This window comes from Leisingera sp. ABM4_101, from assembly GCF_056158725.1.
Map to the genome: position 1 here is coordinate 1,119,093 of NZ_JBSWTV010000002.1, position 16,479 is coordinate 1,135,571.

The 16,479-nt window shown below is 62.0% G+C and carries 14 protein-coding genes; 12 read left to right on the forward strand and 2 right to left on the reverse strand.

The features are described 5' to 3' along the window. Positions 1–48 precede the first annotated feature (48 nt). Positions 49–789: a hypothetical protein gene (locus ACXAEK_RS06370; protein WP_475040589.1), complete on the forward strand. Its 741-nt coding sequence runs from the start codon at positions 49–51 to the stop codon at positions 787–789. Here ACXAEK_RS06370 and ACXAEK_RS06375 read toward each other — a convergent pair. Further along, positions 783–2,732 (reverse strand): 4Fe-4S binding protein, encoded by a 1,950-nt coding sequence (locus tag ACXAEK_RS06375; protein ID WP_475040590.1) that lies wholly within the window; start codon positions 2,730–2,732, stop codon positions 783–785. The two genes, ACXAEK_RS06370 and ACXAEK_RS06375, sit on opposite strands and share 7 nt — an antisense overlap. A 373-nt stretch (positions 2,733–3,105) precedes the next feature. Here ACXAEK_RS06375 and ACXAEK_RS06380 point away from each other — a divergent pair, with 373 nt between their 5' ends. The 10 genes from ACXAEK_RS06380 to ACXAEK_RS06425 all read left to right on the forward strand — a co-directional run bounded on the left by ACXAEK_RS06380 (position 3,106) and on the right by ACXAEK_RS06425 (position 12,804). Continuing rightward, complete coding sequence (locus ACXAEK_RS06380; RefSeq protein WP_475045204.1) at positions 3,106–3,639, forward strand: DUF3305 domain-containing protein; 534 nt, start codon at positions 3,106–3,108, stop codon at positions 3,637–3,639. Continuing rightward, on the forward strand, positions 3,636–4,268 hold the full coding sequence (locus ACXAEK_RS06385; protein WP_475040591.1) for a DUF3306 domain-containing protein: 633 nt from the start codon (positions 3,636–3,638) through the stop codon (positions 4,266–4,268). The genes ACXAEK_RS06380 and ACXAEK_RS06385 overlap by 4 nt, the downstream gene beginning before the upstream one ends. Continuing rightward, complete coding sequence (locus ACXAEK_RS06390; protein WP_475040593.1) at positions 4,265–4,870, forward strand: TorD/DmsD family molecular chaperone; 606 nt, start codon at positions 4,265–4,267, stop codon at positions 4,868–4,870. Before ACXAEK_RS06385 ends, ACXAEK_RS06390 begins: the two co-directional genes overlap by 4 nt. Before the next feature lie 82 nt (positions 4,871–4,952). Next, complete coding sequence (locus tag ACXAEK_RS06395; RefSeq protein ID WP_475040594.1) at positions 4,953–5,138, forward strand: twin-arginine translocation pathway signal protein; 186 nt, start codon at positions 4,953–4,955, stop codon at positions 5,136–5,138. Between the two features lie 113 nt (positions 5,139–5,251). Further along, the gene (locus ACXAEK_RS06400; RefSeq protein WP_475040596.1) at positions 5,252–8,149 is read left to right on the forward strand and encodes a formate dehydrogenase subunit alpha; all 2,898 of its coding nucleotides are present in this window, start codon (positions 5,252–5,254) and stop codon (positions 8,147–8,149) included. A 12-nt stretch (positions 8,150–8,161) separates the two neighbouring features. After that, complete coding sequence (gene fdh3B, locus ACXAEK_RS06405) at positions 8,162–8,755, forward strand: formate dehydrogenase FDH3 subunit beta (protein ID WP_255105806.1); 594 nt, start codon at positions 8,162–8,164, stop codon at positions 8,753–8,755. A 110-nt stretch (positions 8,756–8,865) separates the two neighbouring features. Next, positions 8,866–10,065 carry a formate dehydrogenase subunit gamma gene (locus ACXAEK_RS06410; protein WP_475040598.1) on the forward strand — a complete coding sequence of 400 codons (1,200 nt, stop codon included), beginning with the start codon at positions 8,866–8,868 and terminating at the stop codon, positions 10,063–10,065. Continuing rightward, a complete protein-coding gene (locus ACXAEK_RS06415; protein WP_475040599.1) occupies positions 10,062–11,342 on the forward strand; it encodes a c-type cytochrome in 1,281 nt (426 codons plus the stop codon). The genes ACXAEK_RS06410 and ACXAEK_RS06415 overlap by 4 nt, the downstream gene beginning before the upstream one ends. Next, a complete protein-coding gene (locus tag ACXAEK_RS06420) occupies positions 11,339–11,464 on the forward strand; it encodes a hypothetical protein (RefSeq protein WP_475040600.1) in 126 nt (41 codons plus the stop codon). Before ACXAEK_RS06415 ends, ACXAEK_RS06420 begins: the two co-directional genes overlap by 4 nt. A gap of 11 nt (positions 11,465–11,475) precedes the next feature. Then, positions 11,476–12,804 carry a sigma-54-dependent transcriptional regulator gene (locus ACXAEK_RS06425; protein ID WP_475040602.1) on the forward strand — a complete coding sequence of 443 codons (1,329 nt, stop codon included), beginning with the start codon at positions 11,476–11,478 and terminating at the stop codon, positions 12,802–12,804. A gap of 4 nt (positions 12,805–12,808) precedes the next feature. On the opposite strand, the gene ACXAEK_RS06430 is transcribed toward ACXAEK_RS06425, so the two are convergent. After that, positions 12,809–14,770, reverse strand: a complete 1,962-nt coding sequence (locus ACXAEK_RS06430) for a sensor histidine kinase (RefSeq protein ID WP_475040604.1) — start codon at positions 14,768–14,770, stop codon at positions 12,809–12,811. A gap of 359 nt (positions 14,771–15,129) precedes the next feature. Here ACXAEK_RS06430 and ACXAEK_RS06435 point away from each other — a divergent pair, with 359 nt between their 5' ends. Next, positions 15,130–16,476: a serine/threonine protein kinase gene (locus ACXAEK_RS06435; RefSeq protein WP_475040606.1), complete on the forward strand. Its 1,347-nt coding sequence runs from the start codon at positions 15,130–15,132 to the stop codon at positions 16,474–16,476. Positions 16,477–16,479: the final 3 nt, after the last annotated feature.

Below are 16,479 nucleotides of genomic sequence, written 5' to 3' on the forward strand. Positions count from 1 at the left end.
TTCCTGCCGTTGACGGGCCTGCAGGGCCGCGCCTAGGCTGATCCTATTATGCGTGCGGGATATCTGGTTGTCATATTCTGGCTGCTGCCCCATCCTGTTTTCGCCGACGAGGGGCGGCTGGTGCGGCTGCACGCGCCTGCGGCGCTGGCGGAGAGCGGCCTGTTGCGCCATATCCTGCCGCGGTTTTCGCTGAAAACTCAGGTCAAGGTGAAGCTGACGGACCTTGCAGACGCCGACCTGGCTCTGGGGCCGGAGGGGGAGGCGTTGTTCGAGGGGGCTGGTGCGGTTTGGCACTTGCAGCTGCGGCGCCCTGTACATGCTGGAGCCGGCAAACTGGCTGCGTGGCTGCGTTCCGAGGTCGGCCGGCGGACGGTTCTGGGCTTCGCGCCAAAGGGGTGGGCTGTGTTCACAGCACCGCTGCAAGCGGCCAGACAGCCGGAACCGGCTGGCGTGGAAGGCGATGCTGTGCTGGGGCGGCAAGTGGCAGAGGCACAATGCGGCCGCTGCCATGTGGTAGCAGAAGGGGCCGGGATTGCCGGCATCGGATCCACCCCCAGCTTTCAAGTGCTGCGCAGCCTCAGCGACTGGGAGGAACGGTTTTCCGCCTTTTATGCGCTCAACCCGCATCCGGCCTTTACGGAAATCAAAGATGTTACCGCCCCCTTTCCGCAAGACCGTCCACCGCCTGTCCACCCTGTCAGTCTGACTTTGGCAGAAGTGGAGGCACTGCTTGCTTATGCCGCTGCGCTGACACCGGCAGATCTGGGGGCGCCGCTGCAGCATCAATGATCACGGCGTTTGCTAAGGTAGTCTTCGGTGGTGCGGGGGCGCGGGCGTTCTCCTCCGCCGAAGGGGTTGTTTTCGCTGTGGAATTGCGCATTCACCCGGCAATCGTCGCACATCTGAATCATCCGCAGCGCACCGGGATCCTGGTACATACTGTGGGCTGAAAGTCTGTCGGTAATGCGTTCAATGGTGGATTTCACCCCGAATAGAGCCCCGCATACGACACAGGCAAACGGCTCCTCCTCATTCAGGACCTTTTGCGAAAGCGCCGCGGGGGTGAGGTCCAGCTGTGGCACGAGTGTTATCGCGTTCTCCGGGCAAATTCGCGAACAAAGACCGCATTGCAGGCAGGCGTCCTCTTGGAACCGCAGCTGCGGTGCATCCGGGTTATCGCTGAGCGCGCCGGACGGGCACAGCGAAACGCACGAAAGACAAAGCGTGCAGTTGCCGGTTTCAACCGCGACCGCACCATATGGAGCTCCCTTGGGCAAGGGCAGCACGCGGGCATCCGGGTTCAGGGCCCTGGCGGCTTGCCGGGTGATTTGGCGGCGGGTGCCAAGCGGGCGGACCGGTGCGGCGCATGAGGGGGGCGGCGCGTTGTCATAAAGGGCGGCTTCCAAAGCGTCCGGGTCAGAAAGGTCCAGTATCTTCACGGCTTCGCTGCTGCTGAGCGCCTGGGCCAGCGCCGCCTGCTCTTGCAGCGCGTGCGGATCAGTCCCGGGGCCTTGCAGCAGGCAGACGCGGGCAAAGCCACCTGCCAGCGCAGCCAGCATCTCGGCATGTCCGAACAGGTTGAGGGCCGGCAGTTCCATCGGAATCACATCTGCAGGCAGGCCGCGGCCGAACCGGGCGGAAAGGCGGATCAACTCTGCTCCGCGGGCATCGCTGATCAGCAACCGGGGTGCCACGCCGCCGGCGTCAAGAAAGGCCTTGGCCAGGGTCTGAACCCGAAGCATCGTCAGATCCACTGGCGGTGCGTCATAGCTGATGGCAGCGGACGGGCAGACTGCAGAACAGGCACCGCAGCCGGCGCAGATCATTGGATCTATGGACACGTGATCGCCGGCCGGGGTGATGGCGCCAGTTGGACAGAGGTCCAGGCAGCGCGTGCAGCCTTTCTGTTCTGCCCTGCTGTGGGCGCACAGCAGAGGTTCCGCCCGCACGTAGAGCGGTTTTTCAAAGGTGCCAACCATCTGCGAGGCGGCCAGCACAGCGGCAGCGACAGTCGGCGGGTGTGCAGGGTCGGCGCGCAAGTAGCCCTCGCGCTTTTCCGGTGCGGAGAACAGCGGCGCCCCGCCGCGCAAGTCCAGGATGATGTCACAGTCCGACTGGCCGCCGTCCTGGGCCGCGCTCCAGCTCCAGGCACCGCGGCCTCCGGGCTCCATCACTTGCAAGGCGTCAATGCGGACTTGGAATTGACCCAAGGCGCCAGAGGCCCGCGACAGACGGCCCAGCACCACGTCAAAGCCGCGCGACGGAGGCAAGTCCGGGGCGCTGTCCAGCAGGACGGTGACGCCAAGCGTTTGCTGCAACTGTTCGGCCGCTTGCAGTGCTGCCTCTGCAGGGCCCAGAATCAGGCACAGGCCGTCTGAGGTGACATCGCGTGTTCTGGGGGCAGCGGCAGGCAGTAGGGCCTCAGCGGCGAGGGCGGACATTTTGGGCAGTTTCGAGGCCTTGTCCGCACTCCATCCGGCGCGGTCACGCAGGTCCAGAAGCACCGGAGGAGGGGCGTTCAGCTCTGCGGCAAGAGCCTCGAAAATCCGGCTTTCCTGAGTGCAGCAAATAATTGCATCGCCTGAGTCCAAAGCTGCCGTAGCACGGTCAATCTGGCGGGTGCAAAGTGCGGTGCAGGGCGTTGGAACTGATAGCCCGGTCGCGTCCGCCAAGCCCTGTGCGTCAACTTGTTGAGTGCCTAAACAATCACATGTTATCAGTGATTTGACCATGTTTTCCCCGTGGGCCGTCTAGGTGTTTTGCGGCCTCGTTTTCCCTGATGTCTCTCTCGATTTAGACGCGATTCGAAATCTGCCACAACCGGTTTTGTGAGGCGGGACGCGGCGCAGCGGCTCCGAATCAGGCCAAGTTTGGGGTGTGTGATTCGGGTGTCCTGGGCCGCTCATTTTTCCTGAGTCTTTTTGTCGATATGGACAAAACGTCCGGCGCGGTGAACGGGCTTATGGGGGGCTGCCCAAATTGACCGGAAACAGCCCGGAATGCGAAGGCACGCAATTCCGCGCTTTGCCGGTGGCAGGGAGGTGGCGCAGTCTGGAAATTGGGGAGGAAAACCGGTTGATTCACAATCCGAAGATGTACCGGACTATGCCGCTTGGCATCGTACTGCGCAAAACCCGAGGCGTAACCCGCTGGGTGCCATGGTGCTGGCGCGCGATTGCGGTTCTGCCCGGGGCGGCTCCGGCCCACTGGCATGAAATGCGCCGTGAGAATGACGCGGTGGAGTATCATGCCGCGACACTGACGCTGGAACTGCACGGGGCTGAGGCAGAGGCCTATCACCACGGGCTGAACGCGCGGTTGCCGAGTGTCTATGTTGTGATGCGGCAGCAGGCTGGGGATGCGCCTCTGGACATGCTGCTGGTCACTGCTTCGCCCTATGAGGCACAGGATTACACCGACAGCGGCGAGGAGATTGTCGAGAAGGTTCCGATGCCGCCGGCGCTTTTGGCCTGGGTGCGGGAATTTGTCGAAGAGTTCTATCAGGAAGAAGCCTTTGTAAAGCGCCGCCGCGACAGGAAACGGGTTGATCTGGCGGAAGATGGGATCGGCGATCCCCGCATTGTTCAGATAGCCGACGTCTACCGCTCGCCCTCGCTGCTGAAGCGGAGGCTGCAATGATGGATGCCTGGTCCCGCCGGCGTGCTGCCGTTGCTGCTGAAACCCGGGCCGGGGAACGGCTTCGCGCTTTGGAGGCGGCAGCAGAGCGGGAGGCACGGCAGGCGGACAAGAGCGATGCGGAGCTGCTTGAGGAGCTTGGCCTGCCGGAACCGGAGACGCTGAACTCGGGAGAAGACTTCCGTCAGTTCCTAGCTGAGGCGGTGCCGGCCCGGCTGAAAAACCGCGCTCTGCGGCACTTGTGGCGGGTCAATCCGGTGCTCGCCAATCTGGACGGGCTGGTCGACTATGGTGAGGATTTCACCGACGCAGCTACAATTCTCGAAAACATGCAGAGCGCTTATCAGGTCGGCAAGGGCATGTTTGCCCATGTCGAGGAACTGCAGCGTCAGGCGGAAGCTGAACAGCCCGGCGCAGCAGCGGAACCGGCAGCACCTGCGGAAGAGAAAGCTGAGGCTGCAGCCGCCGGTCCGGAACTGGGTGAACCAGAGGACGTTGCGGCCGGTGCCCCCCTTTGTCAGGCCGCTGAGCAGCCGGCAGACATGCAACCGGTAGAGCAGGACGCGGTTTGTGGCGTCGGCCCTGGGCCGCGGCGGATGATTTTCACCTTTGACGATCAGAGGACAGGATGAGCGCAGCAGTGGACGCCAGAATTGCCGAAGAAGACCGCCTGAGGGCAGATTTGTACAACTATCTCGGCCTGATGCTATCCGGGCCGCCGAACCAGATGCTGCTGGATCAGACTGCCGGCCTCAGCGGCGACGAAACCGAGCTGGGGCAGGCGATTGCGACGCTGGCGAAACTGGCTCGGCTAACCAAGCCGAAGGCAGCAGAAGGCGAATTCAATAAGCTTTTCATCGGGCTGGGACGGGGGGAACTGCTGCCCTATGCCTCCTACTACCTGACTGGTTTTCTGAACGAAAAACCGCTGGCGGTGCTGCGTCAGGATATGACGGCACGCGGGTTGGCACGGGCAGAGAACGTGTTTGAGCCTGAAGACAACATTGCCAGCTTGATGGAAATGATGGCGGCGCAGATCGCGGGGCGGTTTGGGCTGCCTGTTCCGCTTGAAGAGCAAAAGATCTTCTTCAACCGGCACATCGCACCTTGGGCACCGCACTTTTTTGCAGACCTCGAGGCGGCCAAGAATTCGGTTCTTTATGCTGGGGTCGGCGCTGTCGGCCGGGTGTTCATGGAGATCGAGACCGAAGGTTTCCGCCTGAGCGGGGCCTGAAGCCGCAGCGGCGGCATGCGCCGCGCGGACAATTGGCGGGCAACCGTTGGAACGGAACAGAAGCAGCAAGGAGGAGGAAAGGATGAGCAAGGAAACCAAGGCATCGCGCCGGGAGTTTCTGAAACTGGCCGGCACTGCAGCACCCGCAACGGCGGTGGCCGTTGCAGCCGGCGGCAAGGAAGCAGAAGCGGCAGAGCCGGACCTGACGTCCGAAAAGATGCAGGACACCGCGCATACCCGCGCTTACCTCGAGACCGCCCGGTTCTGACCCGGACACGCTATTCCGCCTTGTGGCAACTGGTTGCGTGACGCCCGACCGCCAAAGGCACATTCCGCAGTTACCAAGCAAGCGGGGTTCCCGCAGGCAAGGGAGAGAAAAACATGCTTAGGAAAAAGACCAACGGGGTTGCGCGACGCCCCCAGCGGACAAGTATCCTGTCTGAAGCCGCAAATGCTTCGGTTGACCGCCGCGCATTCCTGCGCGGGTCGGGTCTGGCGATTGGCGGGCTCACCGCAATCGCGGCCACCGGCGGTACAGTGCAGCAGGCCAGTGCGGCCACAGCGGCAACCGGAACGGTGGAGCTGAAAAAATCTGTTTGCACCCATTGTTCCGTCGGCTGCACGGTTGTTGCCGAGGTGTCTGATGGTGTCTGGGTCGGACAGGAGCCCGGCTGGGACAGCCCTTTCAACCTCGGCGCCCATTGCGCCAAGGGGGCTTCAGTGCGCGAGCACGCTCATGGCGAGCGCCGGCTGAAGTACCCGATGAAGAAAGAGGGCGGTGAGTGGAAACGCATCAGCTGGGAGCAGGCGATCGACGAAATCGGCGGCGGCATGATGAAGATCCGCGAGGAAAGCGGGCCTGACAGTGTCTATTGGCTGGGATCGGCCAAGCACAGCAACGAACAGGCTTATCTGTTCCGCAAGTTTGCCGCCTACTGGGGCACGAACAACGTGGATCACCAGGCGCGGATTTGCCATTCGACCACGGTTGCAGGTGTTGCCAACACCTGGGGCTATGGCGCGATGACGAATTCCTACAACGACATCCACAACTCCAAGGCCATCTTCATCATTGGCGGCAACCCGGCAGAGGCGCATCCCGTGTCGCTGCTGCATGTGCTGCGCGCGAAAGAGCAGAACAATGCGCCGCTGATCGTCTGCGACCCGCGCTTTACCCGCACGGCCGCCCATGCTGATGAATATGTGCGCTTCCGGCCCGGCACTGATGTAGCGCTGATCTGGGGTATACTGTGGCACATCTTTGAAAACGGCTGGGAAGACAAGGAATTCATCCGCACCCGTGTCTGGGGGATGGATCAGATCCGCGAAGAGGTCGCTAAATGGACCCCGGAAGAGGTCGAACGTGTGACCGGCACACCGGGCAGCCAGCTGAAGCGCGTTGCGCGGACCATGGCCAATAACCGTCCCGGCACGGTGATCTGGTGCATGGGCGGAACCCAGCACACCAACGGCAACAACAACACCCGGGCTTACTGCGTGCTGCAGCTGGCACTGGGCAACATGGGCACATCCGGCGGCGGCACCAATATCTTCCGCGGCCATGACAATGTGCAGGGGGCCACGGATCTGGGCGTGCTGTCCCACACCCTGCCAGGCTATTATGGCCTGTCCAAGGGCGCCTGGGCGCATTGGGCACGGGTCTGGGGCGAGGACCCGGAATGGCTGGCGGGGCAGTTTGCGACCACCACCGGCGCCGATGGCACCGAGAAAGCGCTGCAGAACCTGAGCGGCATCCCGGTCAGCCGCTGGATTGACGGTGTGCTGGAAGACCCGGCGAATATGGACAACCCGGACAAGGTGCGCGCCATGGTTCTGTGGGGGCACGCACCGAACTCGCAGACCCGCGGGCCGGAAATGAAGACGGCGATGGAGAAGCTGGATATGCTGGTCGTGGTTGATCCCTATCCGACCGTCTCCGCCGTGCTGCATGACCGCACCGACGGGGTCTATCTGCTGCCTGCCGCGACGCAGTTCGAAACCCGCGGCTCTGTCACGGCCTCGAACCGGTCGCTGCAATGGCGCGAGAAGGTGGTTGATCCGCTGTTCGAATGCAAAACCGACCATGAGATCATTGGCCTGTTTGCCAAGAAGTTCGGCTGGCATGACCGCTTCTTCCGCAATATCAAACTGGAAGAAGACGGGGTGACCCCGGATGTCGAAGACACGCTGCGCGAGATTAACCGCGGTATGTGGACCATTGGCTATACCGGTCAAAGCCCGGAAAGGCTGAAGATGCATATGGCCAATCAGCACACTTTCGACCGCACCACGCTGCAGGCGGTGGGCGGACCGGCGGATGGCGATTACTACGGTCTGCCCTGGCCCAGCTGGGGAACACCGGAGATGAACCATCCGGGCACGCCGAACCTCTATGACATGTCCAAACCCGTCAGCGAGGGCGGCCTGACCTTCCGGGCCCGGTTCGGGGTGGAGCGCGACGGGGAGAGCCTGCTGGCCGATGGTGTCTATTCGGCAAATTCCGACATCCAGGATGGCTACCCGGAATTCACCATGCAGATGCTGATGGACCTAGGCTGGGACAGCGACCTGACGGAAGAAGAGCGCGGCGCGATTGACGCTGTTGCCGGTCCGAAGACCAACTGGAAGACCGACCTGTCCGGCGGTATCCAGCGGGTGGCGATCAAGCATGAATGCGCCCCCTTCGGCAACGCCAAGGCCCGCACTGTGGTCTGGACCTTCCCGGACCCGATTCCGCTGCATCGCGAGCCGCTCTATACCAACCGGCGCGATCTGGTGGAGGACTATCCGACCTACGAGGACCGGCATGCCTACCGTCTGCCGACCATGTATGCTTCGATCCAGAAGAACGACTTCAGCAAGGATTACCCGATGATCCTGACGTCGGGGCGCCTGGTCGAATACGAGGGCGGCGGTGAGGAAAGCCGGTCGAACCCCTGGCTGGCTGAGCTGCAGCAGGACATGTTCGTGGAGATCCACCCGAGAGATGCCAATAACCTTGGGGTGCGCGACGGGGCGCAGGTCTGGGTCGAAGGCCCTGAGGGCGGCAAGGTTAAGGTGATGGCAATGGTGACCGAACGGGTCGGCGAGGGCGTTGCCTTCATGCCGTTCCACTTCGGCGGTCATTTCCAGGGGGCGGACCTCAGGGACAAATATCCCGACGGGGCCGACCCTTATGTGCTGGGCGAAAGCTCAAATACGGCACAGACCTATGGCTATGACTCTGTCACCCAGATGCAGGAGTCGAAATGTACTCTCTGCAAAATCTCGGCAGCATAAGGAGATCAGAAAATGGCGAGAGCTAAGTTCCTGTGTGACGCCGAACGCTGCATTGAATGCAACGCCTGTGTCACCGCATGTAAGAACGAGCATGAAGTGCCTTGGGGCATCAACCGCCGCCGGGTGGTGACGATCAATGACGGCAAGCCGGGCGAACGGTCCATTTCGGTTGCCTGCATGCATTGTTCAGATGCTCCCTGCATGGCGGTTTGTCCGGTCGATTGCTTCTATCAAAACGAAGAAGGCGTCGTCCTGCACTCAAAGGATCTGTGTATTGGCTGCGGTTATTGCTTCTATGCGTGTCCGTTCGGAGCGCCGCAGTACCCGCAGGCGGGCAATTTCGGGTCGCGCGGCAAGATGGACAAATGCACCTTCTGCGCCGGCGGACCGGAGGAGACGCACTCCAATGCGGAGTTCTCCAAATACGGCCGCAACCGGATTGCCGAAGGCAAACTGCCGATTTGTGCTGAGATGTGCTCGACCAAGGCCCTGTTAGCGGGTGACGGCGATGTGGTCTCAGCGATCTACCGCGAGCGCGTAGTAGCGCGCGGTTTCGGTTCCGGTGCCTGGGGCTGGGGCACCGCCTACGACCAGAAGGGCGGCTGAACCTGCCTGGGAGGGCGCTCTGCCCCTCCCCGGATTGGCATGGATGGGGCGGTCCGCAATCGGGCTGGCCTGTCCTTTCCTTGGAGAAATGAACTCAAGGAGGGTGGTACATGCTGCGCATGGCACTCGTACTTGTCTTATCGCTGTTGTTGCTGGGCAGCCTGCCTGACGTATCCCGGGCAGAGGCCCCGGACCGTTCAGCGACCGGCGGGGCGCAAACGCTGGAGGACATTCTGGCCCGTCAGCGCGGGGAAAAGGTAGACGACTCCTTCCGTCGCGAAGACACTGGCGATCCGGGGTCGGCGGCCGCACTTGCGGCGCAGCTTGGCACTTTGGGCGGGGCGTCGGATCCGGAATTGTGGCGGGCTTTGCGGTTCAATTCTGCGGATGTCACGGTGTCTGCGGGCGGAGCGCCAGCAGCAGTCCTGGTTCAGGATGGCGGTATGGCCTGGCTGACTTTCCGGGACGGGCCGCTGCGCCAGTATGGCGGCTGGCTGTTGCTGGGCGTGTGTGGTGCGCTCGCACTATTTTATCTGCTGCGCGGACGGATTGCTCTGGACGCGGCACCGTCCGGGCGCACCGTGACCCGGTTCAAGGCGATTGAGCGCTTTGCCCATTGGCTGCTTGCAGGTTCGTTCATCGTGCTGGCCCTAACCGGTCTGCTGGTTCTGTTCGGCCGGGTTTTTGTGGCGCCCTATCTTGGAAAAGATCTGAATGCCTCGCTTCTGATGGCTTCGAAATGGCTGCACAACAACGTGGCCTGGGCCTTCATCTTGGGGCTGGTGATGGTCTTTGTGATGTGGGTCGCGCATAACCTCCCGAACCGCACGGATCTTGTCTGGCTGCGCCAGTTTGGCGGCATCATCGGCAATGCGCACCCGCCAGCCAGGAAATTCAACGCCGGGCAAAAGGTAATCTTCTGGGCAGTGATCCTGCTGGGTGGCTCGATCGCGGTGTCCGGCCTGTCATTGCTGTTCCCCTTCGAATTGCCGCTTTTTGCTAAGACATTTGCCGTGCTGAACGGCATTGGCGCGCCGGGCCTGATCGGGCTGGATCCGCTGCCGGAGGTACTGGCACCGCATCAGGAAATGCAGCTTGCCCAGGTTTGGCACGCCATTGTTGGTTTTGTCCTGATGGCGATCATTCTTGCCCATATCTACATCGGCTCAATCGGAATGGAGGGCGCCTTTGACGCCATGGGCACGGGTGAGGTGGATGAAGCCTGGGCACATCAGCACCACGCCATCTGGCTCAAGGAGGAGCTGGCAAAACAGAAAGCAGCGCCTTCGGAGGCGGCGCCGGCCGAATGAGGCGCTGGGCCGCGGCATTGCTTCTGGCGGCGCTGCCGCTGCCTGCGGCGGCGCAGGAGTTTACCACGCTCAAAGGGCATGGGGGACCAGTCATGGCTATTGCCGTGTCGGGTTCAGGGCAGGTTGCAACGGCGAGTTTTGACAACTCTGCTGCCCTGTGGCACGACCGTGTGCCGCGCTGGCTTGAGGAACATGGTGCAGCTGTGACCGCATTGGCGTTCACACCTGCCGGGCTGGTTACCGGCGGCGATGATTTCAGTGTCTACTTATGGCGTTCGGAAGGTCCTCAATTGCTGGGCCGGCATCAGGGCAAGGTGGCGACCGTTGCAGCAGAACCGGGTGGCCGCCGGGTTGCGACAGGCAGCTGGGACGGCTCTGTCATCCTGTGGCCGCTGGATGGCGCAGAACCGCTGCGCCTGGCCAGCCCGGGGGCCGGTGTGAACGATCTGGCCTTTGCCGGATCGGCACTGTTTGCGGCGACCACCTCCGGCGGCTTGCTGCGCTATGATCTGAGCCAGCCTGACCAGGCGCGGTTGCCATTGGTCAGGCACGGTTTCGGGATCAACTGCATTGTGGCCGGGGCTGGCTGGCTGGCCTATGGCGCTGTGGATGGCAGCACCCGCGTGATTGATCCGGAGACCGGCTCTCTGATTGCCGATTTCACCCTCGACCGGCGGCCCATTCTGGCGCTGGCATATCATGCTGGCACACGGCAGCTGGCGGTCGGGGACGGGCAGGGGTACATCATGGTGCTGGACACGGAAGAGTGGCGCATCACCCGCGACTTTCATGCCACAAGGCAGGGGCCGGTCTGGGCCTTGGCGTTCTCGGCAGACGGCCGCATGGTCTGGGCGGGCGGTCTGGATGATGTTGCATTTGGCTGGCCGGTGGACCTGCTGGACACGTTCGAACCGGCAATGGGGCAGCAGCGAGGCTTTCTGCGTGATGTGTCAGCAATGCCGAACGGCGAACGTCAGTTCATGCGGAAATGCTCTATCTGCCACGCGCTGACCGCAGACCCCACGCGCAAGGCTGGACCAAGCCTGCACCGGGTTTTTGGCCGCAAGGCAGGAACATTGCCGGGCTACAGCTACTCGCCCACGCTGGACGGATCGGAAATTGTCTGGAATGATAATACCATAGATGCGCTGTTTGCTGAGGGGCCGGATCGCTTCATACCGGGGTCCAAGATGCCGATGCAGGTGATCGCAGGCGCAGGCGACCGGGCCGACTTGATTGATTTTTTGAAACAGGCGACCGGAGGAGAAAGCCAATGAAAGCGATGCTGGCCGGATTCGCGGCAATGATTGTTATTTCCATTGCAGCAAGCCTTGTTCTGAAGAGTTCTGGTTTCTCTGCAGCAGAACGGCAATCTGGTGCTGCGGTGCGGCTGAACTGAGCGGGGGACAGGTGGCGGACGACTATGGCAGCAGCCTGGCAGGGGCTTCGATCCTAGTGGTCGACGATGAGCCGGGAATGCGCAACTTCCTGACCAAGATCCTGGCGCCGCGCTGCAAGCGGGTGGTGCAGGCGGGTTCCCCGGCCGAAGGGTCGGAGCAGCTGGACAAGGCGCATTTCGACTTGGTGATACTGGACAACATCATGCCGGGCAAGACGGGCCTGGAATGGGTGGCGGAACAGCGCCGGAAAGGGCTGTTTGCGGATACCATCCTAATCACGGCCTATGCTGATTTGGAAACCGCAATTCAGGCTCTGCGCGCGGGGGTCAGCGATTTCGTGCTGAAGCCGTTCCGCGCCAATCAGATCTTGAACGCAGTCTCTCGTACTTTGGACCGTAAGAACCTGCGCCGCGACAATACTCTGTTGCGCCACGAGCTGTTTTCCGAGGGCGGGCCCGGCACCTTGTTGGGCCAGTCTGCAGCGCTGGCTGAGGTCAGGGCGATGCTGCACAAGCTGGCGCCAATGCCGACGCCTGTGCTATTCACTGGTCCCAGCGGCACCGGCAAGGAGATCGCCGCGCGAACGCTGCACCAGCTTTCGGACCGTGCGGAGAAACCATTTGTGGCGGTAAACTGTGCCGCAATTGCGCCAGAGCGGATCACACACGAACTGTTCGGCATCGTCGAGGCGGAGGAGCAGCGCCGGGCGGGCCTGTTTTTGCTGGCTGACGGCGGCACGCTGTTTCTGGATGAGGTGGCGCAAATGCCCGAGCCGCTGCAGGCAGCGCTGTTGCGGGTGCTGGAGGATCAGCGCATCCGCCCGGTCGGGGCGGAGCGGGACATTCCGCTGAATCTGCGCTTCTGTTTCGCCACCAATGCAGATTTGTTCCAGGCTGTGGCAGAGGGGCGGTTTCGCGCGGACCTCTTTCATCGGATCAACGTGGTGAATATCACCATGCCGCCCCTGAGCGAGCGATCGGAGGATATCGTCGAATTGGCCGCCTTTTTCATGACGCATCTGTCCCGGGCATTGGGAATGCCTGCTCTGATGCTGGATGAAGAAACGCTTTTGAACCTGCGCCGGTACGACTGGCCCGGCAATGTGCGCGAACTGCGCAACCTGATCGAACGGTCGCTGATCCTTGGCGAATTTCCTGAGGAGTTCGCAGGCAGCGGACGGGTGACAGGGGCCGAAGCAATGGAAAGCCTGGAGCTGGTGATGCAGCGCCACATCCTGCACGTCCTGGACCGATGCGATGGCAACCGTGCCGAAGCGGCCCGGCGCCTGGGCGTTTCCCGCAAGACCATCGACCGAAAATGCGCATCTTGGGGAATGTGACGGATCAGCCTTCAGCCTCTGGCAGCCATACGGTGAATTCGGCACCGCCGACCTCGGGATTGCGGGCCAAAATCAGCCCCCCGGCCCGTTGAACCAGGGTTTGGCTGATCGACAGGCCTAGCCCGGTGCCCTCGGCCTGTTTGGTGGTGAAAAACGGGTCAAAAACAGAAGACAGCTTGTCAGCCGGGATCCCCGGTCCGCTGTCACGGACCGCCAAGCAAACTCCTGCGCGCCCCTCGTTGCTGCCAGGGGTAAGACGCAAAGTCAGGGTGCCGCTGTCCCCCATGGCCTGGGTTGCGTTGACAATCAGGTTGATCACCACCTGCTGCATTTCGCCGGGGTCAATGCGCACGGGGGCAACTTCAGCGAATTCCTTAACCAGCCTAATGGCGCGTTTGGACAGGAGGTGATCCACCAGCACCAGGCTGTCTTCGACCAGCGGGCCCAGCAGCAGCGTTTCGTCATAGCCGGAGAACTCACTGGGCCGGGCGAATTGCAGCAGTTTGCCGACAATCGCATCAATCCGCATCACTTGCTGGTCAATCAGCGCGAGCTCGGTTCGCACATGTTCGGCATCCGGGCCAAGTGTTTCCCGGATCACGTCTACATTGCCTTGGATTACAGCCACAGGATTGTTGATTTCATGGGCAACGCCGGCAGTGATTTCGCCGATGGACGCGAGCTTTTCCGACATCACCAGCTGTTTGAAGGTCTCTTCCAGCTTGGCATTGGCCTTGCGCAGTTCGGCAGTGCGCTGGTCAACCATCTGGTTCAGCCCGTCAGCATAGGCCCGCAGCTTCTGGTCGCGGTCCTGAACCTGGTTCAGCAGGCTGTCCAGATGTGCTGCGACCGCGCCGATTTCCCCTTTTGCACCTGTATCGCCGTTGCGGGCCGAGAGATCGCCCTGTTCGACCAGCCGCATGGTTTTGTTCATGCGTTCCAGCGGGGCAAAAATACCCTTGGCGAGCCAGAGGAACAGCGGGCCCGACAGCAGCAGAACCCCCGCAAAGGCTGCAATCATCCACAGGTAGGCGGCACGCTTGGCCGCGTTGAAGGGAGCTTCCAGAAAGCCGACGTAAAGCATGCCGACCCGTTTGCCGAAACTGTCGGTCAATGGCAGATACCCCGAAATATACCAATCATTGACGACAAAGGCGCGGTCCAGCCAGGTTTCCCCTTGGCCCAGAACCCGGTTGCGTACCGCTGCTGAAACCCGGGTGCCAAGGGCGCGCACGTCTTCGAACAGGCGCACATTTGTAGAGACGCGCACATCTTCCAGGAACAGGGTCGCGGTGCCCTGGCGCTCGCCGCCGGTTACGGCGTTCAGATAGACCAGTGTGTTTATCGTGTCGATGAACTGCAGATTGCGGTTCAGCAAGATCCCTCCGACCAGCACCCCGCTGTGCCCGTCAGCCAGGACCGGACTGGCGCTGTGAACGACCATGCCCCGGTCCTCGACCGTGCGGCTGGTTGGCACGGCTGCGGCGGTTTCGATCAGATCGAACCTGGCCCGCAGCGCCAGGCCTGGCGATAGCGTGTTCAGATCCTTGGGGGCCATGATGTCAATTGCGGTGCCGCCGGTTCCGTTCATTGCTGCCTTGATCACCGGCCACTGCCCGGCAGCGTTGCCGGCATCGCTTTGCGGCAGGAAATACAGGAAATCCAGGCCGAGATGCCCCTGTTTCAGTGTGAAATACTCCTCCCGCTCAGCCGTGGTGCCTTGCAGCACCTCTTTGAATTCCACTGAGCCTGAAATGCCGGACAGATCGCGTTTGGTCCCGGTCATCAGCTCTTCGAGGTATTGCTCGGCAATGCGCAGGTCGCTTTCCACATTGGCGATCAGCAGCGCGTCATAGTCCGCGCTCCAGCGTGTCATGCCGAGGAGCAGCAAAAAAGGCATCAGCACGATCAGCGGCAGCAGGGCCATGACCAGCAGGCGCAACCGGACAGAAGAAAGAGGGGCCATGCCCGACCCTAACCCTGTGCCGGATACGGAGCAAATACTGGATGCTGAAGCGGGGGACTCACTTACTGTTCATGCCGGTCCCGGATGGCAGGGGGAGCGATCTGCTCAACGTCCGCGGAACTGCACCGATTAGAGGGGATTTTCCAACTAGCGCCGCAGTTTAACTAACTTCAAGGCAAGTAGTTAGGCCTGGCTTAACCCAATGATTGCTGGCCCTTGCGGGCGATTGCGGCGGAATTGCGGCGCGATTGCCTTAATTGCCTGAAAGCTGCCGCAAACACTCCGCATTCCGGTTCCAGCGTTGAGGTCCATCCGGATGCTGCCGGTTGGGGTTCCAGCTGCCATGGGGAAATGACGCAGTGCCTCACGACACACTAGCCGCCGATCAGGCCGACACCTGCGAACTGCCCTGCGGCTTCAAGCTGCTTCAGGGACAGTACCAGATTGAGCGGCCGCTGATCAGCGGCGGCTTCGGGATCACGTATCTGGCCCGCGACAGCCTCGAACGCCGGGTGGTGATCAAGGAGTGTTTTCCCGCAGGCATCTGCCGTCGCAGCGGCACCAGCGTTGAGCCTAGCGCGCCGGAACATGCCAAGTCCTGCCGCAATGTGCTGCGCACCTTCCTGCGCGAGGCCCACCTGCTGGCCCGTGCCAGGCACACTTCCATTGTAGAGGTGCATCAGGTCTTCAAGGAGAACCAGACGGCCTATATCGCGATGGAATTTGTTGACGGCCTGGACTTGCTGACCGTGCGGGAAGAGCAGCCCGGCCGATTGACCGGTCCGGTTCTGCGGCGGGTGCTCGATCAGGCATTGGAGGCGCTGCGCTGCCTTCACAAGCAGGGGATACTGCACCGCGATATTTCACCGGACAATCTCTTGCTTGGCAAGGACGGCGTCCTAACTTTGATCGACTTCGGAGCCGCCTGCGGCAGCACACCCAGCGATGATACGGCTTTGCCGGTGCTGCTGGCTGTCAAGGACGGCTACTCTGCACAGGAACTGTACCGGCCGGAATTGCCACAGCGTCCGGCCTGCGACATCTATGCCCTAGGTGCCACCTTTTATTATCTGATCACCGGCCGGACGCCGCCCGGCAGTCAGCAGCGCATGACGGCCGTCATGGCAGGTGATCCCGACCCCTGCTGCCCTCTGTTGGGCGGCCCGTGGAAATTGGATCCTGCGTTGCTTGCAACAGTCGACCACGCAATGTCGGTACTGCCTGCAGAGCGGTTTCAATCTGCACAGGAATGGCAAGACATGCTGGCGGAGTGCGATGACGTGCCGCTGCCCGCTGAAGCAGTCAAGCGTCAGCCGGTCGAGCCAGCGGAGGCCTGCGGGCTGGACGCAGTCATTGCCGATCTCGTCGCTGCGACAAACGGCAGCCTGACGCCAGGGCTTCCGCGCTCGGCCCGGCAGGCGGAGGCTTTTGCAGAGCCGCCTCAGGTCAAACCGCAGTGCCAACTGGTCAACATTTTTGGCGAACCAGTCAGCGATCTTGAGACCTGGCTGGAAGAAGAGGACGCGCTGTCGCGGCGCAAGAAGAATACCCCCGCCGCGGAACAACCGGCCGCTCCGCTGCCAATCTCTGCGCCGCCCCTGGCTGAACCGATCAGGGAGCTGCGCCGGAAAAAGCCGGGTATCGCCAGCCGGTTGCGTAAGATTTTCGGGCGCCAGCGCAGCGCTCCGCTCACGGCTAAGAACTGAAGG